The organism is Pseudoalteromonas sp. SG45-1, from assembly GCF_014164135.1.
Lineage (GTDB): Bacteria > Pseudomonadota > Gammaproteobacteria > Enterobacterales > Alteromonadaceae > Pseudoalteromonas > Pseudoalteromonas distincta.
The window spans coordinates 20,113-44,682 of record NZ_JACJEP010000030.1; the positions used below are offsets into that span (position 1 = coordinate 20,113).

17 protein-coding genes are annotated in these 24,570 nt (G+C 39.9%); 14 read left to right on the forward strand and 3 right to left on the reverse strand.

Annotated features, from left to right (window positions below):
* Nucleotides 1–7 precede the first annotated feature (7 nt).
* Both H5117_RS18110 and H5117_RS18115 read left to right on the forward strand, forming a co-directional pair.
* On the forward strand, nt 8–1,483 hold the full coding sequence (locus tag H5117_RS18110) for an SLC13 family permease (protein WP_182716873.1): 1,476 nt from the start codon (nt 8–10) through the stop codon (nt 1,481–1,483).
* A 214-nt stretch (nt 1,484–1,697) separates the two neighbouring features.
* Nucleotides 1,698–3,092, forward strand: coding sequence for a coniferyl aldehyde dehydrogenase (locus H5117_RS18115; RefSeq protein ID WP_182738836.1), 1,395 nt, complete (start codon nt 1,698–1,700; stop codon nt 3,090–3,092).
* 136 nt (nt 3,093–3,228) lie between these two features.
* Here H5117_RS18115 and H5117_RS18120 read toward each other — a convergent pair whose 3' ends face one another.
* Nucleotides 3,229–3,954, reverse strand: coding sequence for a tetratricopeptide repeat protein (locus H5117_RS18120; protein ID WP_182738826.1), 726 nt, complete (start codon nt 3,952–3,954; stop codon nt 3,229–3,231).
* 780 nt (nt 3,955–4,734) lie between these two features.
* On the opposite strand from H5117_RS18120, the gene H5117_RS18125 reads away from it, so the two are divergent.
* The 7 genes from H5117_RS18125 (at nt 4,735) to H5117_RS18155 (ending at nt 12,632) form a co-directional block, all read left to right on the forward strand.
* Complete coding sequence (locus H5117_RS18125; protein WP_182738827.1) at nt 4,735–5,598, forward strand: DUF6279 family lipoprotein; 864 nt, start codon at nt 4,735–4,737, stop codon at nt 5,596–5,598.
* An 84-nt stretch (nt 5,599–5,682) separates the two neighbouring features.
* Nucleotides 5,683–6,711 carry an XdhC family protein gene (locus tag H5117_RS18130; RefSeq protein WP_182738828.1) on the forward strand — a complete coding sequence of 343 codons (1,029 nt, stop codon included), beginning with the start codon at nt 5,683–5,685 and terminating at the stop codon, nt 6,709–6,711.
* Nucleotides 6,705–7,298: a nucleotidyltransferase family protein gene (locus H5117_RS18135; RefSeq protein ID WP_182716869.1), complete on the forward strand. Its 594-nt coding sequence runs from the start codon at nt 6,705–6,707 to the stop codon at nt 7,296–7,298. The genes H5117_RS18130 and H5117_RS18135 overlap by 7 nt, the downstream gene beginning before the upstream one ends.
* A 200-nt stretch (nt 7,299–7,498) precedes the next feature.
* On the forward strand, nt 7,499–7,987 hold the full coding sequence (locus H5117_RS18140) for a (2Fe-2S)-binding protein (protein ID WP_182738829.1): 489 nt from the start codon (nt 7,499–7,501) through the stop codon (nt 7,985–7,987).
* A 12-nt stretch (nt 7,988–7,999) separates the two neighbouring features.
* Nucleotides 8,000–10,291 carry a xanthine dehydrogenase family protein molybdopterin-binding subunit gene (locus tag H5117_RS18145; protein WP_182738830.1) on the forward strand — a complete coding sequence of 764 codons (2,292 nt, stop codon included), beginning with the start codon at nt 8,000–8,002 and terminating at the stop codon, nt 10,289–10,291.
* A 184-nt stretch (nt 10,292–10,475) separates the two neighbouring features.
* On the forward strand, nt 10,476–11,447 hold the full coding sequence (gene moaA / locus H5117_RS18150) for a GTP 3',8-cyclase MoaA (protein ID WP_182738831.1): 972 nt from the start codon (nt 10,476–10,478) through the stop codon (nt 11,445–11,447).
* A 147-nt stretch (nt 11,448–11,594) separates the two neighbouring features.
* Nucleotides 11,595–12,632 (forward strand): GGDEF domain-containing protein, encoded by a 1,038-nt coding sequence (locus tag H5117_RS18155; RefSeq protein WP_182738832.1) that lies wholly within the window; start codon nt 11,595–11,597, stop codon nt 12,630–12,632.
* Between the two features lie 10 nt (nt 12,633–12,642).
* Here H5117_RS18155 and H5117_RS18160 read toward each other — a convergent pair whose 3' ends face one another.
* Nucleotides 12,643–13,581: a LysR family transcriptional regulator gene (locus H5117_RS18160; protein ID WP_076925596.1), complete on the reverse strand. Its 939-nt coding sequence runs from the start codon at nt 13,579–13,581 to the stop codon at nt 12,643–12,645.
* Between the two features lie 119 nt (nt 13,582–13,700).
* Here H5117_RS18160 and H5117_RS18165 point away from each other — a divergent pair, with 119 nt between their 5' ends.
* The 5 genes from H5117_RS18165 to H5117_RS18185 all read left to right on the forward strand — a co-directional run bounded on the left by H5117_RS18165 (nt 13,701) and on the right by H5117_RS18185 (nt 23,071).
* The gene (locus H5117_RS18165; RefSeq protein ID WP_024595653.1) at nt 13,701–14,870 is read left to right on the forward strand and encodes an efflux RND transporter periplasmic adaptor subunit; all 1,170 of its coding nucleotides are present in this window, start codon (nt 13,701–13,703) and stop codon (nt 14,868–14,870) included.
* Nucleotides 14,871–14,879: 9 nt separating this feature from the next.
* Entirely contained in the window at nt 14,880–18,032 is a 3,153-nt protein-coding gene (locus H5117_RS18170; protein ID WP_182738833.1) for an efflux RND transporter permease subunit, read from the forward strand.
* The gene (locus tag H5117_RS18175; protein ID WP_024596791.1) at nt 18,025–19,437 is read left to right on the forward strand and encodes a TolC family protein; all 1,413 of its coding nucleotides are present in this window, start codon (nt 18,025–18,027) and stop codon (nt 19,435–19,437) included. The genes H5117_RS18170 and H5117_RS18175 overlap by 8 nt, the downstream gene beginning before the upstream one ends.
* A 10-nt stretch (nt 19,438–19,447) precedes the next feature.
* Complete coding sequence (locus H5117_RS18180; protein WP_024596792.1) at nt 19,448–20,476, forward strand: zinc-binding dehydrogenase; 1,029 nt, start codon at nt 19,448–19,450, stop codon at nt 20,474–20,476.
* A gap of 339 nt (nt 20,477–20,815) precedes the next feature.
* Nucleotides 20,816–23,071, forward strand: coding sequence for an acyl-CoA dehydrogenase (locus H5117_RS18185; RefSeq protein ID WP_182720662.1), 2,256 nt, complete (start codon nt 20,816–20,818; stop codon nt 23,069–23,071).
* A 190-nt stretch (nt 23,072–23,261) separates the two neighbouring features.
* Here H5117_RS18185 and H5117_RS18190 read toward each other — a convergent pair whose 3' ends face one another.
* A complete protein-coding gene (locus H5117_RS18190) occupies nt 23,262–24,230 on the reverse strand; it encodes an integron integrase (protein WP_182738834.1) in 969 nt (322 codons plus the stop codon).
* Nucleotides 24,231–24,570: the final 340 nt, after the last annotated feature.

A 24,570-nucleotide genomic window follows, 5' to 3' on the forward strand; every position in this document is an offset into this window, starting at 1 on the left:
GCCTGCCATGACAGATAATATACTCACGCAAAAACCAGATAAGAAAAGAAATTTCCAATGGCTTTTTTTGATACTAGGCCCTGTAGTAATGCTAATGACATGTTTACTCGATCCACCAACGGGTATGTCTGTAGCGGCATTTAAAACCGCAGGTTTAGCATTTTGGATGGCATCGTGGTGGGTGAGCGAAGTAGTACCAATTCCAGCAACTGCTTTGCTCCCTCTGGTAATATCACCACTGGCTGATATAGCAGCAATTAAAAGCGTGGCTGCCCCGTATGCGCACCCGCTAATATTTTTATTTTTAGGTGGTTTTTTAATTTCTATTGCTATGGAGCGTTGGGGGTTACATAAACGTATTGCGCTAAGCACCATGTTATATGCGGGTAAAAAGCCAAGCTTGCAAATTTTAGCCATGATGCTGGTAACCGCATTTTTGTCGATGTGGATGTCTAATACCGCAACAGCTGTAATGATGCTGCCTATTGCGCTTTCAATTACTAATTTAGTTAAGCAATCAGACCCGAGTAATGAAGGTTTTGGTAAGGCTTTACTGTTATCAATCGCTTATGGTGCAAGTATTGGTGGTATTGCTACCTTAATCGGTACTCCGCCTAATGCTTTAATGGCTGCGTACTTGTCTGATAGTTATCAAATAGAAATTGGCTTTGCGCAATGGATGATTGTAGGCGTACCACTGTCTTTAGGCATGCTAATTATTAGCTGGGTTTGGCTTACTAAATTTGCGTATAAAGTAGATGCTAATATTAAAAACGATCAAAAAATTGATACAAAAGCGGTGTTTTCAACGCAGTTAAAAAGCCTAGGTATAATGCAGCGCGCCGAAAAAGGCGTGTTATTTGTGTTTGTTTTAGCAGCACTGTGTTGGATATTTAGACCTTTATTAGGTGATATAACAGGTCTTAATATTTCAGATACTACTATTGCAATTGCAGCGGCATTGCTGTTGTTTGTAATGCCAGCGAATAAAGGCAAAGATGAGCGTATCCTTGATTGGGAAAGCGCAGCTAAAGTGCCGTGGGGCGTTTTATTATTATTTGGTGGCGGGCTTACACTTGCATCTCAAATTAAGTCATCAGGGCTTGCTGAATTTATTGCTCACCTAATTGAAGGCGCCAGCACTATTCCACTTGTTATGAGTGTACTTGTTGTTGTGGCATTAATTACGTTTTTAACTGAGATCACAAGCAATACAGCAACTGCAGCTGGCTTTCTTCCTTTGTTAGGGCCCGTTGCAGAGTCTATAACAGGTTCACCATTGGTTTGGGTTATTCCTGCAGCTATAGCGTGTAGTTGTGCGTTTATGATGCCGGTAGCGACACCACCAAATGCTATTGTGTTTGGCTCAGGGCAAATTCAAATGCGCGACATGATAAGAGCGGGCTTTGTGCTAAACATTGTGGCTATTGTATTAATTACGTTGGTTACAATGACGATTGCAGCCCAAGTATTTGGCTTTTAAAGCTGAACTAAATTAGTTCTAACCAACCTATGCCAGAGTAGCTTTGTTTATATTTACAGTTTTAAACAAAGCTACTCTTTATGCTTATTTATATTGCTTAAGAAGCTCTTTTTTAGATAATTAGTGTTATTGCTCGAAAAACAGAACAAGGTTATAGTCGTTAATAACTTTAAAAATTGAGTAACCTATTTTGAGCACTGAGACATCACATGCAATGCCTTTAATTCCCCAGTTTGATGAATTGCAAAAAAGCTTTCTCGAAACGCCTTACTTGCCAATTGATAAACGTCTCGTTTTATTGAAAAAACTCCGTGTACGTATTGTTGAACTTGAGCAAGAGCTAGTAGATGCTGCTTCAAAAGACTTTGGTTACAGAACCGCTTTCGATACATTACTAGGCGATATATTACCTACAGTGCAAACACTCGCGCACATTATTAAAAAATTGCCAAAATGGGCAAAGCCAAGTAATCGCTCTGTGGGTTTAAGCTTATGGCCTTCAAAAGTAAGTGTTAATTATCAGCCCAAAGGTGTGGTTGGTATTATTGCACCGTGGAATTACCCTATTCAGTTAGCGTTAGTACCTGTGCTTACCGCCATAGCTGCCGGTAATAGAGTGATGCTTAAATTAAGCGAATTCACACCTCATACAAACGCCGTTATCGAAAAAATATTTAAAGATGATCTGCAAGCTCATTGTAAAATAATACTAGGGGGGAGTGATGTTGCAGCACAGTTTTCATCACTGCCATTTGCTCATTTATTATTTACGGGTTCTACGAACGTAGGTAAATTAGTAATGGCGTCAGCGAGTCGTAATTTAACGCCGGTAACGCTTGAACTCGGTGGTAAATCGCCAGTTATTATTATGCAAAATGCCGATATTAAAAAAGCGGCACAAGCCTTACTGTTTGGCAAAATGGCCAACGCAGGGCAAATATGCGTTGCACCTGACTACGTATTAGTACCCAAAGAGCTTGAACATCAGCTTATTCAGCAATTATGTGAGCTGTATAAAAAGCATTTTAAAGACGGTGTTGAAGGTAAAAACTTAACTTCTATCATTAGCGATGCGCATTATAAACGTTTGGCAACCTACTTAGAGCAAGCCCAAGAACTGGGTGCAAACATTATTAAGCCACTTGAACACAATCAGCAAGACGAAGAAAAGCATCGTATGGGGCTGCATTTAGTGACTCAAGTAACTGACGAAATGCAGCTTATGCAAGATGAGTTATTTGGTCCAATACTGCCAATAATGAGTTATGAAAAGCTCGACAGCGCAATTGACTATATTAAAGCTCATCACCACCCATTAGCGCTTTATATTTTAGGCCAAGATAAGCACGCTCAAGAATACATTATGAAGCAAACAATCAGTGGCACTGTGGCAATAAACGATACCTTAGTGCAAGTAACTGCTGACGATGCTCCTTTTGGTGGTGTAGGCCATTCAGGAATGGGGCATTATCATGGTATAGAAGGTTTTTTAACGTTTAGCCATGCTAAAAATACGTTAGTAGCGGGCTCGTTTAATCCTCGCATTGTTATGCTACTAAAACAAAGCAAACTTATTATTAAGCTTCTAAAGTGGCTTTACATAAAATAATAGGGTGCTGATTTGGTAAAGTTGAATAGGTGTTAACTTGCTAATCAAGATATATTAAAAAGGCTGAATTACATTATGTAATTCAGCCTTTTTTAGATTAGTTTAAAGCTACGGTCTTAAACTCTAAAATAAGACTTTAAAATAAGCGACCTTCGCCAGCATAGGTACCCACTTGTATTTTTGCATAAATGGCATCGGCTTTTTCTTTAGCTGCTTCAATTTCTTTAGGCAGCATTTTACGCTCATCAAGTTTACGGCTATGACTCGCTTGCATATTACCGTTGTACTCAGCGATAGTATTCCAAATATATGACTTTTCAAGATCTTTTGGCATACCTAGTCCTTCAAAATACATGAGGGCTAAATTAAATTGCGCTAAAGAGTAATTGTTTGCAGCTGCTTTTTCGTACCAGTTACGTGCCGCTTCATAGTCTCGTGTAACACCCACGCCATTAGCGTATATTACGCCCAAATTAAATTGGGCTGCAGGTAAATTCTTCTTAGCTGCTTTTTCAAATAAGGTAACTGCCATTTGATGATCAAGTTTTACGCCTTTACCTTCATCGTATAAAACAGCTAGAGCAAACATCGAATCAGCATGGTTCTTTTTAACGCCTTGTTGATAAAGCGCAGCTGCTTTGCGGTAATCGCGTGTTACACCGTATCCACCTTCGTATAATTTGGCTAGTTCGTAAATTCCTGGCGCAAAACCTTTATCTGCTAGGTATTGGAATTCTTTTAGGGCGACTGCAAATTCACCTTCGTTAGCTGCTCTTATGCCATCTTCTAATGTTGCATGAGCGAAAGGGCTGGCAAGTAAAACGCCAGCAAGAATGAGTGCTTTTAAATTAAACTGTGACATATTAATGCCTCCAATTATTAATAGTTTCGATAGATTTTAGGGCCAGTACATTTTTTAGATTAAACATCCACTGCTATTTAGGCTCGCCCTTGAGGCGGTTTGCTCTTTGTTGCTCGGTTTTTTAATGAGCTTACTAAGTTACAAACTTCGCGCGGCGATTAAATAGCGCCTAGATAGAACAGATTTAATCCTAAAAGGTCAACAGGCCATAGTTAAATGCTAATTTATTAAATTTTTGCACTATTTGCACATTATAAACGTTTAATACCCTATACATTTATGTAAAGACTAAATCGGCTACTATAAATAGATGCAAAAAAAGGGGTCTACTGTTATGTTTTACGCCAGCTTTAGTGTAAACGCAAGGCGGTACCTTATAAGATCGTGCGTATAAAATGTAAATAACACCGCGGTGGACTTTCAAGGCAAGCTAATGAGTTTAAGAAGTGTAAGATACAGATTTTATAGAAAATTTAAAGATATAAAAAAAGCCCGTTAGGGCTTTTTTGAGTCATATTAACCGTCACTAATATGAGCAATGTAGCAAGTAAATGTGATATTTGATGTTATAACTTGGGTCGAGTAAGCAATAACACGAAGCGGCACGTTCTTCTTTTAATGTGTCAGCATCCTTGCTGAATATCCTTCCATAGGCACTGAGGTCGGTACACTTTGTTTCTGATAATGATTATTAGTTAGATTACCGCGCAAGTCAATACTTAATGATAATTATTATCAAATAAGATTTTCATGAGTATAAAATTTTAAATAAGGAAAGTGATGCTTAATAATCTTAAAGCTAAAAAAGTGATAAATGCATGCTTTGCTATCAGCATGGTATTTTTGTGTAGCTGTTCAGCCTCATTCACTTATAACAACTTGAGCTGGCTTTCGTCATTTTGGGTAGATGATTATATTGATTTAAATAAAACACAAAATAAGCAGCTCAAACAGATTATTAACACGACCCAAGCCTGGCACAGAAGTACGCAGCTGCCTGCCTACAAACAAGACATTCAAAATATTAAGGCACTTTTTAACACCACACTAAGCATTGATCAGTTAAAAGAGCAGGTGGTTTTTGCTAAAAAGCATTGGCAAAACCTACTTGAATACGCGCACATGCCTTTAGCTGAGCTTGGGGCAACCTTATCAAGTGAGCAAAGAGAAGAGCTTTTAAACAATATTCAAATAAAAATTAACGACGAACGTGAAGAGTTAAACGAACAAAGCCCGCTTGAGCGAAAAGATGAGCGTTTGGAAGAGCAATTTGAATACTACGAGCAGTGGATAGGAAAGCTTAATAAACAACAAAAAGCGCTGATTAAATCAACTAATGAGCAACATCAAGACTCAGAAGCGTTGTGGTTAGAGTACAAGCAAACCCGTTTGAATGCGGCCAAACAGGTATTTACAAATGCTGAAATTACAAAAAAAGAATTTATAAATCAGTTGAGTACAGTTATTAAAGAGCGCGAACTATATATGAGCGACGCACTATTGAAAACCAATGAAGCAAACTTAGATTTATATATAAATTTACTCTACGAATTAAACTCAACCTTAAATGATAAACAACGCCAAAGCGTTAATGATCAATTTGATGAGTTAATTGAGACCTTAAACGATATAATAAAAAACTAAATTGTGCGTGAATTATTAAGTTTTAAATTAGCTGTTTAGGCTGATTTGTTTTTAAACGCAAAAATGCTTTTTAAAGGGCAATATATGGTTACAGATTTGAAAAGTATCTTAAACACTTGGTATCCCAACAGGGACAACCAAGAATGGGTTTTAGCTACTTTGTACAAAATTGAAGGCTCTAGCTACAGAAAGCTAGGTGCTATGATGCTTATTTCGAGCCTAGGCGAGCGCTTGGGGATGCTTTCGGGTGGCTGTTTAGAAGCTGACATACAGCGCCATGCTAAACAAGTAATGAGTACTTTAAGCAGTAAAACCATTAGTTATGATGCTACCGATGAAGACGATTTAACATTTCAACTTGGCATTGGTTGTGGGGGCATAGTACATATTTTACTGCAGCCCATTCACAAAGCTAATGACTATTTACAGTTAGAGCTTGTATCTAAAGCACTTAATGAGAATAAACCAGGGCGATACCTTCAACAAGTAAGCCCCATTTTGCCAGCCGGTAGTGGTGTATTTACGCAAAATAATGAGTTGCATGGTTTATCAATGAACCGCAAAGCGCAATTGGTAGAATTACAAGGCGCTACGTGCTTGCAAACCTCTATTTATCCACCGCCCCATCTATTAATAGTAGGTGGCGGCGCAGATGCAGTTCCGGTTTATACATTTGCCAAACAACTTGGTTGGAGTGTAACTGTATGGGATACACGCGCGGCTAATGCAAAAAGACAATATTTTAAAAATGCAGATGCTATTTTGCGCATCACACCGAGTGAGTTAAAAGAATATTGCATAACCCATAAAGTTGATGCGGCTATTTTAATGGCTCACAGCGTTGAACTTGACGCCAGTACGTTGGCTCAATTTAAAGATGTTCCGTTTAAATATATAGGGCTATTGGGTCCTAAGCACAGACGTAAACAAGTTTTAGAGCACGCAAATACGCATGTTTCACAAATTAAGTCTCCTGTTTTTGGACCTGTCGGTTTAAATTTAGGGGGCGACTCGCCAGAGAGTATTGCACTATCGCTGATCAGCGAAATACATGCAGTGCTGTGTGATAAAGATGCCCAATCACTTAGCCATTGGGGGCAAGACCCGTGCTGATTGCAAAAGTAGTGTTGGCAGCAGGTCAATCATCTCGTTTTGATGGTTGTAAGCTAATAGCCGATGTGGGCTTAGGGCAAACAATGATTGAGCGAGCGGTTGAAGTGCTGCAAGCGCTTGATGATTCACCCGTATATGTAGTTACAGGAAAGTGGCACGCAGAGGTAGTAAAAGCACTCAGCGGGCATTCAAATATACATATTATTGAAAACAAACGATGGGATGACGGCTTAGGTGTTTCAATTGCTGTCGCTTCGCAAGCGCTATCTAAACACCATGCTTATAATGGGATTTTATTTATGCTTGCGGATCAGGTTGAGCTAAAAGTAGCGCACTTAAGTGAGCTAGTTACTGGTTTTAAACGTAATCCATCGCGCTGGTGCGCAAACTATGGCGAGCGTTTAGGTGTACCCGCTATATTCCCAGCGGTTGATTTATCTCAGCTTGCAAGCTTAACTTCAGATAGAGGTGCGCAGCAATTACTGCGTTCCAGCAGTGAGGTCGTTAATACAATTAGTTTAAGTAGTGCGAGTGTAGATATAGATACTCAAAAGCAGCTAAGTAATTTTATAGCTAAAAATGAGTGAAAAAGTAGTCGTAGGGCAAAATAAGTTTTTAGCTGCGCTAACGCTTTAGTGCAGTGGTTATGGTATTTAGCTGTTAATGTAGCTGGTGCGGTAACTATATGTGTTATGGATTAGTAGTTACAACAATCTTAACTGTTATAACCTGCGTTTAAATTAAACAATATAAACGCAGGTTATAAAGCTTAATCAAGGGGCAAGCTATGGTGACGTTTACAATTAATGGCAAGGTGGTTGAATCACACGCAAGTGAAGATACACCATTGTTATGGGTTATTCGCGATGAAATTGGATTAAAAGGTACGAAGTTTGGTTGCGGTATTGCAATGTGTGGTGCGTGTACGGTGCATTTAGATGGGCAAGCAACTCGCTCATGTGTTTTACCAATTGGCGCAATTTCAGGAAAAAACATTACCACAATTGAAGGGCTTAATAACGAACACCCACTTCAAAAAGCATGGGTTGAAGAGCAAGTACCACAGTGCGGTTACTGTCAGTCGGGGCAAATAATGCAAGCTGCTACATTACTGGCAGCTAATCCAAGTCCTTCAGATGAAGAAATTGTAAGCCATATGAATGGTAACTACTGTCGCTGTATGGCTTATAAACGTATTAAAACTGCTATTCAACGCGCTGCAGATGAGTCACAAAGTGTAGTAAATATATTTGATCCAAATGCACAAGACGCTTAACTGGAGCCAATAATGAAAAAATTATTTCAAAAAAATAGCGAAACCGTTAATTTAAATCGTCGCTCGTTTATGATTGGCACTGCTAGCGCAGGCTTAGTCATGGCGTTTGCCCCTGCGTTATTTTCGGGTTCGCTCAGTGCAAAAGAATCAATTGCGCAACAGGCTTTTTCACCCACTATTTGGTGGACTATGAGCACCGACGGCGCCGTAGAAGTGAGTATTGCTAAAGCTGAAATGGGTCAACATATTGGTACTGCTCTTGCGCGTATTGTGGCTGATGAGCTTGAATGTGATTGGGATAAAGTATCAATTACCTATGTAGATACTCATGAAAAATGGGGCTTTATGGTAACGGGTGGTTCATGGTCTGTATTTCAAAGCTTTAAGCCATTATCTCAAGCCGGCGCTGCGGGTCGAATTGCATTAATAGAAGCTGGAGCTAAAATGCTCGGCGTGCCTGCAGATAAATGTCGTGCAGAAAAGGGCTATATTATTTCAGGCGAAAAATCGGTTAGTTACGCAGACATAGTTAAAAAAGGCGAGTTTAATCGTACATTTACCAGTGATGAAGTTGCAAACCTTCCACTAAAACCGGCTAATAAACGTCATTTAACAGGGCTTAAACAAGACTTTAAAGCGCTTGATATACCAGCCAAAACAAATGGTACAGCAGTATATGGGATAGATGTAGAAGTTGAAGGCATGCTGTACGCGCGCCCAGTTATTCCACCAACTCGTTATGGCAGTACAGTAACAAATGTTGACGATAGTGCAGCAAAAGCAATTAAAGGTTACAAAGGCTATGAAATTTTAAATGACCCTAGTAACACAGTGCAAGGCTGGGTTGTTGTATTAGCTGATAGTTACCCAAGTGCTATTAAAGCAGTAGATGCTTTAAACGTGAGTTACAAAAAGGGTGAGTCGGCAAATATATCTGAAGCTGATATTCAAAAAGAAGGTAAGCGATTATGCGAGCAACGCGACTCGGGTACTTTGTTTGTTGATGAAGGCGATATAAAGAAAACCCAAGCAGACGCTAGTGAGTCGTTAGAATCAATGTATACCACAGCGACAGCGAGTCATTATCAGCTAGAGCCATTAAATGCGGTTGCAGAGTTTAAAGACGGAAATTGGATTATTCATACCGGTAACCAGTGGCAGTCACTTACGTTACCAGCGCTTGCTAAAGCACTCGATATAGAACAAAACAAAGTAATTATTCGTCCTTATTATTTAGGTGGTGGTTTTGGTCGTCGATTATTTGGTGATTGGACTGTGCCTGCGGCTCTAACTGCAAAAGCAGTAGGTAAACCAGTAAAACTGGTATTTACACGGGCAGATGATAGTTTATTCGATCAGTCTCGTTCTGCATCTGCTGCAAAAATGACGGCGTCGTTTGATAAAAATGGTACATTCACAGGAATGGAACATGCATTTGCTGCTGGTTGGCCTACTAAAGCTATGGCACCAGGGTTTTTATCACCGGGTGTTGATGGCAAAGGTAAATTTGATGCATTTTCGGCATCAGGCGCTGATCATTGGTACAGCATGAGCAGTCATCGTGCACGCGCTATTAATAACGAAGTTGCACAAAGCACCTTTAATCCAGGTTGGTTACGTTCAGTAGGGCCAGGTTGGATTGCATGGAGTCTTGAGTCGTTTATCGATGAAATTGCCCATAAGCAAGGCAAAGATCCTGTTCAATTTAGAATTGAAATGTTAGATGGTAAAGGCAAGCAAGCAGGTAAAGCACCTGAGAGCGTTGGCGGAGCACTGCGCTTACGTAATGTGCTTAAAACAGTGTCTGACAAAGTAGCTTCTGTAAAATTGGCGAAAGACGAAGGTATTGGTTTTTCTGTAAGCTCAGGGCAAGAACGTACCATGCCAGCATGGCTTGCAACCGCAGCGCATGTTCACGTTAACCGTGATAGTGGTAAAATAACGCTTAAAAAGCTTTATGTTGTTGTAGATGCGGGCTTAATAGTTCACCCAGATGGCGCACTGGCACAAATTGAAGGGTCGTTACTATGGGGTAGCAGCCTTGCATTGCATGAATCAAATACGTATAAAGATGGGCAAGTATCTGCGACTAACTTTAATACTTATTTACCGCTAAGAATGCAAGATGTGCCAGATATGGACATCGAGTTTTTACAAAGCGATGAGTTTCCAGTTGGTTTAGGTGAGCCTGGGGTGATAGGAGTTGCTCCTGCTATTGGTAATGCAGTGTTTAATGCTGTAGGCGTGCGTTTACGTGACCTACCAATGAAGCCAAGCGAACTTAAAAAAGGCTTAGAAGCGTAAAACAAAAATAACTAAGGGGTATGCTTTAGGCTGCCCCTTTAGTTATTAAATATATTTATGTAATTATTATTTATGTATCAATAGGTAGCGTTGTTTATACCAGTTTGCTTAATTAAACGATTAAGTATTAGTGCAAATTGGTATTAGGTTGTTATTACGTGTTGATATTAGTTAAGGTTTATTTATGCTAATCGACCCAACAGGGCGAGAGTTTAGTTACTTACGTTTGTCTATTACGGATGTATGTAATTTTAAGTGTGTTTATTGTTTACCAGATGGTTATCAGGGCGGTCACGACCGTGGCTTCCTCACAATTGATGAAATTAGCAATACGCTTAAAGCGTTTGCACACCATGGTATTGAAAAAGTAAGGATCACTGGCGGAGAGCCAACCCTTAGAAAAGACTTTATAGATGTTGTTCGCGCGGCAAAAGATGTTGCGGGCATAAAAAAAATTGCAATGACCACCAATGGTTTTTCTCTTCATAAGAATATTCATGACTGGGTAGATGCAGGCTTAAACGCTATTAATGTAAGCATTGATAGTTTAGATTCGCGCATGTTTAACACCATTACTGGGCATGACAAATTTACCTCAGTAATGAAAGGTATTGATACTGCGCTTGAAACGGGTATTGATTCGGTAAAAATAAACAGCGTGCTGATGAAGCAATACAACGCAAAAGAGTTTGATACATTTTTAAATTGGGTTAAACACCGCCCCGTTACCATCCGCTTTATAGAATTGATGCAAACAAACGACAACAAAGCCTTTTTTGATGCTAACCATGTTTCTGGGCAAGTTTTAAAAACTCAGCTATTACAAACGGGTTGGCAGCAAGTTGCGCGTAGTGCATCAGCAGGTCCTGCTCAAGAGTTTGCCCACCCTGATTATCAAGGCAGAATTGGTTTAATAATGCCTTACAGCAATGATTTTTGTAGTACCTGTAATCGACTAAGGGTTACAGCAAAAGGAAATCTGCACTTGTGTTTGTTTTCTGAAGAGGGTATTTCGCTAAGAGAATATATGAACAACAGTTCGAATAGTGAATTAATGGCATTGTTATCTCGTTATATTAAAACTAAGAAGCCAACTCATCTTTTGCATCAAGGTAATACGGGCATCACCACTAATTTATCTATGTTAGGTGGTTAATTTTTAGAGCTAATTTGTAAACAAAAACATCAAACGTGTCCCTAAATCACCAATAAAAGGGTGTGTTTACATGGTTTTAGAGCAACAAAGCTTGTTAAATTGTATTTTCACGTTAAACTTACTTTTTATTTTTATTAAGTGATTAGAATGGATATCGCAGCCCTTAATAGCACTAAATCATTAAGAAAGGACGTTCTAAGAGGAATGTGCCTTTGTTTTGGTGTTTTATCGGTTGGATTTGCGGGATTTAATTTAACTGTAAATAACTTTCCATTGCTAGGCTATATCGAAATCTGTTTTTCTATTTATTGTATATTTACTTATATTTCACTTAAACGCCGTCCACTACAGTTTTGGCAATCCGTTGTAATGTGCGCACTTATCACATTCATCGTTATTTTGGGTACATCTTTGGCGTCGCCTCGTAACGGTGTATATGTATGGTCGTTTGCATTACCTATCTTGTACTACCTACTATTAGGTAAACAATATGGTGTAATTTTCTCTGCAAATTTATTAGTGATCCAAGTGTTTATTTTAGGTAGTCAGTCTACTCTTGCCCCCTTTGAGACTTTTAACTTATCTCTTAATCTACTCTGTGCTTATTTAAGTATTTGGGCGATTTCTCATGTTTTTGAAGGGAGCCGCTCACATTTTTCAAGGCGACTTAAAAATTTAGCGTTACTTGACCCACTAACGGGTGCAGGCAATCGCCTTTCAATGAACCACTACTTTGAAGTTGAACTACAAGATAAGTCACAGTTATATTTGTTTTTACTCGATTTAGACTTTTTTAAGCAGATAAATGATGAGCATGGCCATGGTGTCGGTGACCAAGTACTTATCGAAGTGGCCACTTTACTAAGGGTTGTGCTTGGTAGAGGGTATGTATTTAGAGTAGGCGGTGAAGAGTTTGCTTTATTTAGCTCTTTTGCAAATGAAGAGACTGCACTTAATACCGCTGAACAAATAAGAGCACGTTTTGAAAATACCACATTTGACATTGACGGCCTTGCAATCAATGTTACAACTAGTATTGGTGTCGCAAAATTTAAAAGTACCAATTCATTGGAAAGCTTTGTAAATCAAGCTGATAAACAGTTATACAAAGCAAAGCAATTTGGTCGCAATAAAGTGTATTGTAAGTTTAAAAAAGAAAATGATTACCAGGCAGTCGTTGCGTAAGTCGTGCTACTTAGTACATTTGTTCAAAGTTAGGGATCCCGTTTTCCCAAATCGGTTTATCTTTTCCTAAATGCTCACGTACAGCATCAAAAAATAATCGGGTTCTTACTGGTAAATCTCGATGCGGGTATACGGCATACATAGCGCTAAATTCCATCAGTTTTACATCGGTCAATAAAGGCACTAACTTACCTTGTATTATTTCATCACCAATAATAAATGCAGGGGCGACAAAGTAAGTTGTGCCCGACAATGTTTTCATTAACAATGATTCTGCATCATTTGCCCTAAACACACTTTTTATTTTTTGCTCGCAGCGTTCACCTTTACTATCGTAGTAATCTATAGCTTCTACTCGAATAGAATTACTGGCATAGCTTGCTGCTGGTAATTGCGCTAACTCTTCCATTGTTTTTGGCATACCATAAGTTTCAATAAACTGTGGCGCAGCTAAAATTAATAACCGGTTACGCGCTATTTTACGTGCAATAAGTGACGAGTCTTTAGGCTCTCCTACACGAAAAGCCAAATCAAATCCTTCAGAGACAATATCAACTAATCTATCGTCTAAACGCAGTTCAACTTCTACTTGCGGAAAGCGTTTTTGAAAATCATTAAGTACAGGTTGTAAATAACGACGACCAATAAGTGTTGATGAAGTGATTTTTAAAACGCCGCGCGGCTCTAAATGGTAGTTTTCAGCCATGCGCACGGTTTCGCCGAGCAGCTCTCTAAGCTCAGCTGCTTTTTTGATCATTTCGGCGCCCGCCGCTGTGAGCGAAAATGAACGGGTAGTTCGGTTAAGTAACCTAACGCCTAACTCATCCTCTAAACGGCTAATTTGTTTAGATATAACAGAGCGATCTATGTTGCGTATTTCTGCAGCTTTAGCAAAAGAGCCTTGCTCAACTACTTCAAGTAACATTAAAAGTCGACTTGTTGTATCCATTATTACACCTTAACTAATCTATTGATGCCATTTTGGCATTAATGAATTTAAAAATCTATGGTTTTTACACACGGGTTTAATCCGTATTATGCGAGGCTAATCAACAATGGAGCGTCTTCATGAACAAACATCTAATTGCTGCTGCACTTACTGCGGCATCTTTAACACTTGCGGGTTGTGCTGATGAGAGCACAGCTCAATCAGCACCTGCACAGCAACTTCAACCAATTGATGTAGCACAGGTGCTTGTTAAGCCGGTACAGAGCTGGCACACATATACAACTCGTTTAGAGTCTCCACAAGAAGTTGCTTTAATGCCGCGTGTATCAGGAATCATCGATAGCATTGAATTTAAAGAAGGCGACGTGGTTAAAGAAGGCGATGTTTTATTTCAATTAGATGCTCGCCCATTTGCAGCGGTTGTTGCAAGCTTAAAAGCACAAATTAAAAGTGCAGAAGCCGCACTTGAACAAGCTAAAAGTGAAGACAAACGTGCGGTACGCTTATTAGACCGTAAGGCAATCTCAACTGAGCAAGCACAAGCGCGTACTTCAACACTGCGCCAACGCGAAGCACAGCTTTCTGCACTTCAAGCACAACTTACCTCAGCAGAACTTGATTTAGAATTTACGTCAGTAGTATCACCAATTGATGGCATTATTTCTCGCGCAAATATTACCAAAGGTAATAACGTACTTGCGGGTCAAAGCGTATTAACGTCAATTGTTTCAAACCAAGCTATGTACGCTTATTTTGATGTTGATGAGCGCACATGGAATAGCTCTTTCAATGATGTTACTGCTGCGAGCCACCAAACTGTTGTAATGCAAAAAGTCGGTCAAAGTGATTTTGCATATAAAGGCTACATTAACTTTATCGATAACCAAATTAATTCATCAACGGGTACATTACGCGTACGTGCAGTATTTAATGAAGACAACAACCAATTACGCGCAGGCTCGTTTGCACGTATTAAGCTTGCAGCCAACTCTATTAGCGACGCTATTATTATCCCAGAACGTGCAATTGGTACTGACTTAAAAAATCGCTTTGTACTAACCGTTGGCGAAAACAACGTACTTGAATACAAACTAATTACTATTGGTGAGCGTTACGGTGCATTACGTGCGGTTACTTCAGGCCTTAACGAAGGTGATGTAATTGCTGTAAATGGTCCTGCTCGCGTAGGTCCTGGTATGCCAATCTCTCCTCAAACAGTAACAATTGATACAAGCGGTGTGGCATTTACATTGTCAAACGACAACGCACAACTCGTGGCTAAGCAATAAGGTTTATTGATGAAATTTTCGCATTTCTTTATACAGCGTCCAATATTTGCGGCCATGCTGTCATTGGTTATTTTAATTGCTGGTGGCATATCACTATTCCAATTACCAGTAAGTGAATACCCAGAAGTAGTTCCTCCAACAGTTGTTGTTACCGCCAACTACCCAGGTGCTAACCCTACCGTTATTGCGCAAACAGTGGCAACACCGCTGGAGCAAGAAATTAACGGCACTGAAAACATGCTATATATGTTTTCGCAAGGTACTAGTGATGGCCGTATGACATTAACGGTAACTTTTGCGTTAGGTACCGATTTAGACCGTGCTCAAGTACAAGTACAAAACCGTGTAAACAGTGCACTTCCGCGTTTGCCAGAAGAAGTACAGCGTTTAGGTGTTGTGGCTGAAAAGTCATCACCCGATTTAACCATGGTAGTGCATTTATACTCACCTGAAAAAACGCACGACACAGCTTACTTATCTAACTATGCTGATTTAAACATTAAAGATGAAATTGCGCGCTTACCAGGCGTAGGTGATATTCGCATGTTTGGTGCTGGCAAATACTCAATGCGAGTATGGCTAAACCCAGATGCACTTGCTGCACGCGAATTAACAGCAACAGATGTAGTAACAGCACTTCGCTCGCAAAACCAGCAAGTTGCTGCAGGTAGCTTAGGTGCGCAACCAATTTCAAACGACAGTCAATTTCAAATATTGTTAAACGTTAAAGGTCGTTTAAACAGTATTGAAGAATTTGAACAAGTTATTATTAAAGTAGGCGACGAAGGTCAGTTAACGCGTTTATCTGATATAGCCCGTGTTGATCTAGGTCAAGACACTTACGCACTGCGTGCAGAGCTTGATAACCAACCAGCTCTTGCAATGCCAATATTCCAACGCCCAGGTTCAAACGCTATTGAGCTTTCTGATCAAGTACGCGAAACAATGGCGCGCTTATCTAAAGATTTCCCTACTGGTGTTGAATACGACATTGTGTACGACCCTACGGTATTTGTTCGCGGCTCAATTGACGCGGTAATTGCAACGTTGCTTGAAGCAATTGTACTGGTAGTTATTGTTGTTATTGTATTTTTACAAACGTGGCGTGCATCTATTATTCCGTTAATTGCTGTGCCTATTTCACTTATTGGTACATTTGCCGTAATGCAGTGGTTAGGTGTATCAATTAATACCTTGTCGTTGTTTGGCTTAGTATTGGCCATAGGTATAGTTGTAGATGATGCGATTGTAGTTGTTGAAAATGTAGAGCGTAATATTGAAAAAGGCTTATCGCCACTTGAAGCAACCCGCGTTGCAATGAGCGAAGTAACAGGCCCTATTATTGCCATTGCGCTAGTACTAAGTGCCGTATTTATTCCTACTGCGTTTATTACCGGTTTATCAGGTCAGTTTTATAAGCAATTTGCACTTACAATTACAATTTCGACGATTATCTCAGCGTTTAACTCATTAACGTTATCGCCTGCACTTGCTGCATTGTTATTAAAATCGCACGATGCAAAACCAGATGCGTTCACGCGTTTACTTAATAAATTGTTTGGTCGTTGGTTGTTTAAACCATTTAACCGCATATTTAATCGTGGTGCAAAAGGTTACGAAAAGCTGGTACAAAAACTAATTCGTATGACCGTTGTTGTAATGGTGGCTTACATTGCACTTGTTGGCGGCACAATTAAGTTATTTGATACCGTACCAGGTGGCTTTATTCCACAGCAAGATAAACAGTATTTAGTGGCTATTGCGCAGTTACCTGACGCATCAAGCCTTGATCGTACTGAAGATGTACTTGCTCAAATGCAGCAAATGGCATTAGAAGTCCCAGGCGTTGCACATACTGTTGCTTTTCCTGGCTTATCAGTGAACGGTTTTACAAACAGCCCTAACAGCGGCATTGTATTTACACCACTTGAGAGCTTTGACAAACGTACCGACCCAAGCCAATCAGCGATGGCGATAGCGGCGCAGTTGAATAAACGTTTTGCTGCCATTGATGAAGCATTTGTAGCGGTATTTCCACCGCCGCCAATTCAAGGATTGGGCACAACAGGTGGTTTTAAACTGCAAATAGAAGACAGAGCTAATAAAGGATTTGAGGCACTATTTAATAGCCTGCAAGCCGTTATTGGTAAAGCGCAACAAGACCCAGCATTAATGGGCCTGTACTCAAGTTTCCGTATCCAAGTTCCACAAATGGATATTGATATTGACCGTGAGCAAGCGCTTATTCAAGGTATTCAACTTGATGAAGTATTTAATGCACTGCAAATTTACTTAGGCTCTGTGTACGTAAATGACTTTAATATGTTTGGTCGTACGTACCAAGTAAATGCACAGGCTGATGCTGACTATCGCTTAGACCCTGATCAAATACTTAATTTAAAAGTACGAAACCGCTCAGGTAATATGGTGCCACTAGGCTCTGTATTAACAGTAACACCAACAATTGGTCCTGACCGTGTTATGCATTACAACGGATACCCAAGTGCAGAACTAAATGGTAGCCCAGCGCCAGGTTATAGTTCTGATCAAGCACAAGTTGCTATTGAAAAAGTACTCGCAGACACACTACCAACAGGTATTGAATATGAGTGGACTGAAGTAACGTACCAACAAGTACTTGCCGGTAACACCATGGTTTATGTATTCCCGTTAGTTGTATTACTTGTATTTATGGTACTTGCAGCGCAGTACGAGAGCTTACGTTTACCACTGGCAATTATATTAATTGTACCAATGACTATTTTCTCAGCCTTGTTAGGTGTGTGGTTTGTCGGCTCTGACAACAACATATTCACCCAAATAGCGTTAATAGTACTGGTCGCGTTGGCTTCTAAAAATGCAATATTGATGGTTGAGTTTGCAAAAGATAGACACGACTCAGGCTTATCGCACTTAGAGGCAATACTTGAGGCATGTCGTATGCGCTTGCGCCCAATATTAATGACGTCGATTGCATTTACAGCAGGTGTTGTACCGTTAGTACTTGCCACCGGTGCGGGCGCCGAAATGCGACACGCAATGGGTAACGCCGTATTCTCAGGCATGATAGGTGTAACCGTGTTTGGTCTATTGTTTACGCCGGTATTTTATATGTTAGTGACTAACAAAAAAGAGAAAGCGCAGGAGAATACTCATGACTAAATTAATGCAAAAAAGGCTTAAAACAAGTCTAACTGTCAATGCGGTATTAGTCGCTGCGTTTTTAGCCGGGTGTGCGAGTAAAATAGACACCATGAGTGAGCAAAAAGCCGTTAACGAATTTGTTGCTAAAGCTAATATTGCTAGTAACGTTAGCGTTGCTGATGAAACAAACTGGTGGAAAAAGCTTAATTCTGATCAACTAAATGATCTTGTTACTGGTGCGCTTGCAAATAACTATAATTTGCAAACAAGCCAGCTAACACTTAAAAGTGCATTAGCGCGATTAGGAGAGCAAAAAGCCCAGTACCTTCCGCAAGGTGGCGTAAATGTTGGCGCAGCTCGAAGCGATGCACCAAGCGTTTATGACCGTCAATCAAGTGCAAACGTTGCACTTGATTGGCAGCTAGATTTATTTGGTCGCATTACGGCGTTGGTTGATGCTGCAAATGCATCGGCCATGAGCCAAGCAGAGCAAGTACGTTTACTGCAAATTGAAGTAGTTTCGTCAGTTGTTAAAGGCTTTGTAAGTTATCAAGGTAATGTTGAAAAACAACACATTGTAGCACTTCAAATTGAAGCGCTTGAGCAAAGTATTGACGTTCTTCAAGCCCGTGTTGACGAAGGTGTTGCAAACGAGCTTGATTTAAACCGTACGATGGCGCAGCTTAGGCAGCAACAAGCACTAATACCTGCCATTGAGTATGCAAAATACAGCGATTTATCTGCTCTTGCAGTACTAAGCGGTAAGTTAGCGCAAAATATTGCTATTGAAAACGAGCAAAGCGTGCTTGAACGTGACTTTAGCGTTGCACTAAAAAACGCTAATAATGCCATTGCCTTACGTCCTGATATTAGCCGTGCACTGTTTGACTTTAGCCAAGCAAATAGTTTAAGTGTTGCAGCTAGCAAAGCGTTATTACCCGATATTAGCTTATCTGCATTTGCAGGGGTTGTGAGTATAGACAGCACAGGCTTAAAAAATACCGATCAGCAGTGGCAAGTAGCGCCGCAGTTGCAATGGTCGTTATTAAGCTACCCAGCATTATTAGCACAGCGCGACGCACAGCAGTTTTTAAGTGAAGCCGCATACAGCGATTATCAACAAGTGGTATTAACTGCACTAAGTGAAAGTGAACTTTCACTGCAATTGTTGGTCAATCAGGCACAGCAAAAACGCTTTGCCGATGAGCGCTATGACTTTGCTAATAAAGCATTTTTACAAGCCCAGGCAATGTACGAAGAAGGCCAAATTCCTTACCTTGAGTTGTTAGATGCGCGCCAGGATGTTTTAATAGCACAAGAAAATGCTGTTGAAACAACAATTTCTTCACTGCTTGCCAAAGTAAATGCTTACCAGTCATTTAATGGCCAATGGAGTTATGCGTTAAACGACACTAATAAGTAGAGTTATATTGATGCCAAATACTGAAAATTTACATGAATACATTATCCCGCATACAATGCGCGCTATTGTACTGCCAGAACCAAATGAAGCAATTGACTTAGCGGATGCTGAGCTGCCTGTTCCAGACTGTGCAGATAACGAGCTGCTTGTAAAAGTAGAGTACGTTGGTTTAAATCCAGTTGATGGTCAATTTGCTAAAACAGGCTTTTGCAAGTGGCAGTATCCACACATTTTAGGCTTAGATGCCGTAGGTGTTGTGGTTAAAGCTAACAAAGGTGTGTTTCCAAATGTTGGCGAGCGGGTTATGTGGCATGCCAACATTGGTGAGCAAGGTGCTTTGAGCGAATACACCAAAGTGCCTAACTTTGCAGTGTCGGTTGTGCCAAGCGGTTTAAATCCGGCCATTGCAGCAACACTTCCATGTGCAGGTATGGCAGCACTTATCAGCTTAGATAAAATAGGCATTAGTGAAGGCGATACTATTTTTATTGAAGGCGGAGCCGGAGCGGTAGGGCAGTTTGCTATTCAATATGCAAAACAGCGTGGTGCAGATGTATTTACCACCGCATCAAAGCGTAACCATAAATTGGTTAAGCAGCTAGGCGCTGATGTGGTTTTTGACTATAGCGATAAAAAGCTATGCGAAAAAATCCGCAGAGAACTTGGCCCGCAAGGCTTTGATGCGGTTATTGATACGATAGGTGGAGAGTGTACTCAGCGTAATATTGAGTTAATGCGTTTTTGCGGACGTATTGCCTGCTTAAATCCGCTACCTTATTTTGATCAAGACTTAATGTATCACCGAGCGCCGAATATTAGCGTTGTATCGATTGGTGGTGCATGGCTTGCTAATAGTTTATGTGCACAACAACGCTTGAGCTTTATGGGCAACCTGTTACTTGAAGGAGCTGTTAGTGGCGACATTAAACACCCAGAAATAACGCCCGTAGACTTTAGTGCTGAGTCAGTATCGCAAGCGCTTAATAAACAACTTGCTGGTGGTTTTACCGGCAAGCAAGTTGTTAAAGTTGCTAAGTGAAGCGCTTATACAATTTGATTTAAATTTAAGTAGTTTTAGTTAGATTAACTGATAATGTAGCCTCTATAAATTGAATAAAAACGTAGCCTATTTGTGCTGCGTTTTTTTATGCCCATCAAAAAATAGATACAGCGCTAGCGCTTTTGCTGTTTTATTCATCATTTTAGTCAAAATACTTTTTTTCAGCGTACAACTGTAAGCCTTTGTGTTTCAACAGTTTACGTTCAGGTAAAGAAAATAAATTGAAAAAACTGTTAATTAATTGAATAGAGTAATTGATCTAAACGATTTTTTATGACGTAATGTAGGTATTATTTAGCTGGTCGGATGAGTTCAATCATGAGTTTACGTACAAAACTAAAAAAAGTATTACCAAGTATTTCTATCACAGAACAAGAAGCGCTAGACGCGGGTGATGTATGGCTTGAAGGTTCTATCTACCAAGGTAAACCTGATTTCAGTGCACTTCGCGACGTACCTGCTGCTACATTAAGCGCAGACGAGCAAGCATTCTTAGACGGTCCAGTAAAAGAACTACTGGGCATGATTGATGATTCAGTGATTCAAAACGGCATTCATTTACCAAATGACATCTTAGAATTTTTGAAAAAAGAGCGTTTTTTCTCGCTTATCATTCCTAAGTCGTTTGGTGGTTTAGAGTTTAGCCCTTATGCAAACTCTACCATTGTTGGCACAATTGCGACTAAAAGCTCAGCAGTTGCGGTAACCGTAATGGTTCCTAACTCGTTAGGCCCAGGTGAGTTATTACTTCACTTTGGTACGCAAGAACAACAAGCACATTACTTACCACGCCTAGCAAATGGTACAGACATTCCATGTTTTGCATTAACAAGCCCAGAAGCGGGTTCTGATGCAGGTGGTATTCCTGATGTTGGTAAAGTAACTAAAGGTATGTACAACGGCGAAGAAGTCCTTGGTTTAGAAATTACCTGGGACAAGCGCTACATTACACTTGCACCTATTGCTACCGTACTTGGTTTAGCATTTAAAGTAGTTGACCCTGATGGTCTGCTAGGTGGTAAAGAAAACCTAGGCATTACCTGTGCACTTATTCCTAAAGAGCACCCAGGTGTAGAGCTTGGTAATCGCCACGACCCAATGGGTATTCGTTTTTACAACGGTACTACACGTGGTAACAAAGTATTTGTACCAATGGATTTTGTTATTGGTGGACAGAAAAACATCGGCCGTGGTTGGCAAATGCTGGTTAGCTGTTTAGGTGCTGGCCGTGGTATTTCATTACCTGCGCTAGGTGTTAGTACAGCACAAGTTGCATTTAAATCAGCATCTGAATACGCAGCAGTGCGTGAACAGTTTGGTTTAGCCATTGGCCAGTTTGAAGGTATTCAAGAAAAACTAGCTGACATTGCAGGTAAAACATACCTACAAGAAGCAATGCGCGTACTTACAACTGAAGGCTTAGGCATGGGCTTAAAACCATCAGTTGTTACAGCAATCGCTAAATACCATATGACAGAGCTTGGTCGCGACGTACTTGATTCAGCAATGGATATTCAAGCGGGTAAAGCGATTCAAAACGGTCCACAAAATACATTAGCAAGTGGTTATGTTGCTCAGCCGATTGCCATTACGGTAGAAGGCGCGAACATTCTTACACGTAACCTAATGATCTTTGGTCAAGGTGTTATGCGTTGTCACCCATATTTACAATCTATGGTTGAGTCAATTCACAGTGAAGACAAAGGCGCAGATAAAGAATTTAACGGCATTTTGCGTAAAACAATCGGCTACAGCACAGCAAACAGCTTACGTGCTTTCCGCTTAGGTGTTTTACCATTTACAGCAAGTGCAAACTCTGATTTGCCAGAAGTACGCGACTACGAAAAAGCAGTACATAAACTATCTGCAAAACTTGCAGTGTACGCAGACTTTTCGTTACTTGTACTTGGCGGTAAGTTAAAACAAGCAGAAATGCTATCGGCACGTTTAGGCGATGTAATGAGCTTCTTATATGCAGCTATGGCATCAATTAAATACTACGAGCAAAAGGTATCAAGTAGTGACCGTGAGCAAGCAGCGCCGTATTTCCATTACGCGACGCGTTTTGCACTACAAAGTGCTGAAGAAGCATTGCATAAGTTTTTAGATAACTTCCCTGCAAGCGGTACACGTAAGTTTATTCGTTTCATTACAATGAACTACTCAACTAAAATGCCAAAAATTAGCGACGATTTAATCCGCGAACTAGCTAAGCAAGCTCAGCTAGATACCGCATTTAAAGCGCAAATCACGCATTTAGTTAAACCAGTAGTGGGCGATGGCCATCATATTAATGAGCAAGCTTACAAAGCTAAAATGGCATCACTTGGCGAGCTGGCTAAAGTTAAAAAAGCATTACGTGCTAAAGTAATTAAGCCAGGTGCACGTTTTAACATCACGCTTGATAATGCACTAGCGGCAAACGTAATTACGCAAGCTGAGCACGTTCAGTTAATTGATTACAACATCAAACGTGAAAAAGCGATTCGTGTAGATGAGTTCGATTTTGATATGAACATACTAGACGATAACGCACAGCCAATTAACCCGCTTAAAAGCGTAGTTAATCAGTAAGTTAAAGTAATTAAATTCAATGATGCAAAGCGCCCGCAGTATCGGCGCTTTTATTTTTGAAAAGTATTAGTGTGGAGCCCCGCTTGTGTAAAAACAAGCGGGGCTTTTTTATGTGTTATTTAAAGTAGAAATAGATGACGGTATTGGTTTGAAAGTGAATATGTATCTGTAGAGGATTAAAAAGAGACGCTTATAATCTTGAAAAAGGGCTAACAACCCCGTTAGCACCTTGCTGTAGTACATGGGTATAAATTTGTGTAGTTTTAACATCAGAATGGCCAAGCTGAGCTTGAACAGTTCTTATATCGGCGCCATTTTGCAGTAGATGAGTAGCAAAAGAGTGTCTCAATGTATGAGGTGTTATTATTTTTGTTAACCCTGATTTTTGGACGGCTTTTTTAACCTCTTTTCTAATACAAGAGTGATGAAAATGATGTCGTCTTATTTCACCACTTTGAGGATCTGAACTTAATATATGAGAAGGAAATAAATACTGCCACGCAAGCGATTTTGCGGCACTTGGATATTTTTTTGTTAAAGCATATGGCATCCATACGCCAGAATATTCCGTATTATTTAAATCCAGTTTTAAATAGTCATCAACGTTCAAAATTTGATTTCTCAGCATAGGAATTAGCTCTGTGGCCAGCGTAACAATGCGGTGTTTATTACCTTTTCCATTCCATACTTGAATGCATTTATAATCAAAATCAATATCTTTCACCCTTAATTGCACCGCTTCCATTACTCTTAAGCCACTTCCATACATAAGGGCTGCAATTAAATAATAGCGCTTATTTAAATGAGCCATCAACATTTTAACTTCCTCTGGGGTCATCACTACAGGGAGCTTTGCTTGTTTTTTACTACGGGCAAAATTTAAATTTAATGAGAGTTCTTTTTTTATTATGTGCTTGTATAAAAATGACAATGAATTGAGTGCGGTAGCTTGCGTACGTGGTGCAACGTTTTGCTTTAACACTAAATGTTCTAAGTAGCGCTCGACTTCATTGTCTCCCATTGAGGCGGGATGGCGTTTATTATGAAAATGGATATAAGATGCAATCCATCTTAGGTAAGTATCTACGGTGCGTAATGAATATTGACGAACCAACATATAATCGGCTATATAATTTAAAAATGGAGAGCGTGTTTTCATATTACCACCAACAATATAACTGTATTTATATACAGTATGGTTGTACTACTCCCATATTCAAGAAAATGAGCGACGAGCGCATTTTGTCTTTTATTGAGAGTTTGTGTGCTAGTAAAAAATTATATATAGCAATGTGTTAAGTTATTTGGTAAAAATGATTTATTGAATACATGAGCGTGACATTGGCAGATATATGCGCGATGAGCGCACTATAAAATTGTTGAACTAAGCCGCTACGCGGAGATCCTATTCTGACCATTTGAGCCACACTTACCTTGGGGTTATCCCATAACTTGGAGGTAAGTCATGAATACACTCATTGAACAAGTCAAAACTGAAA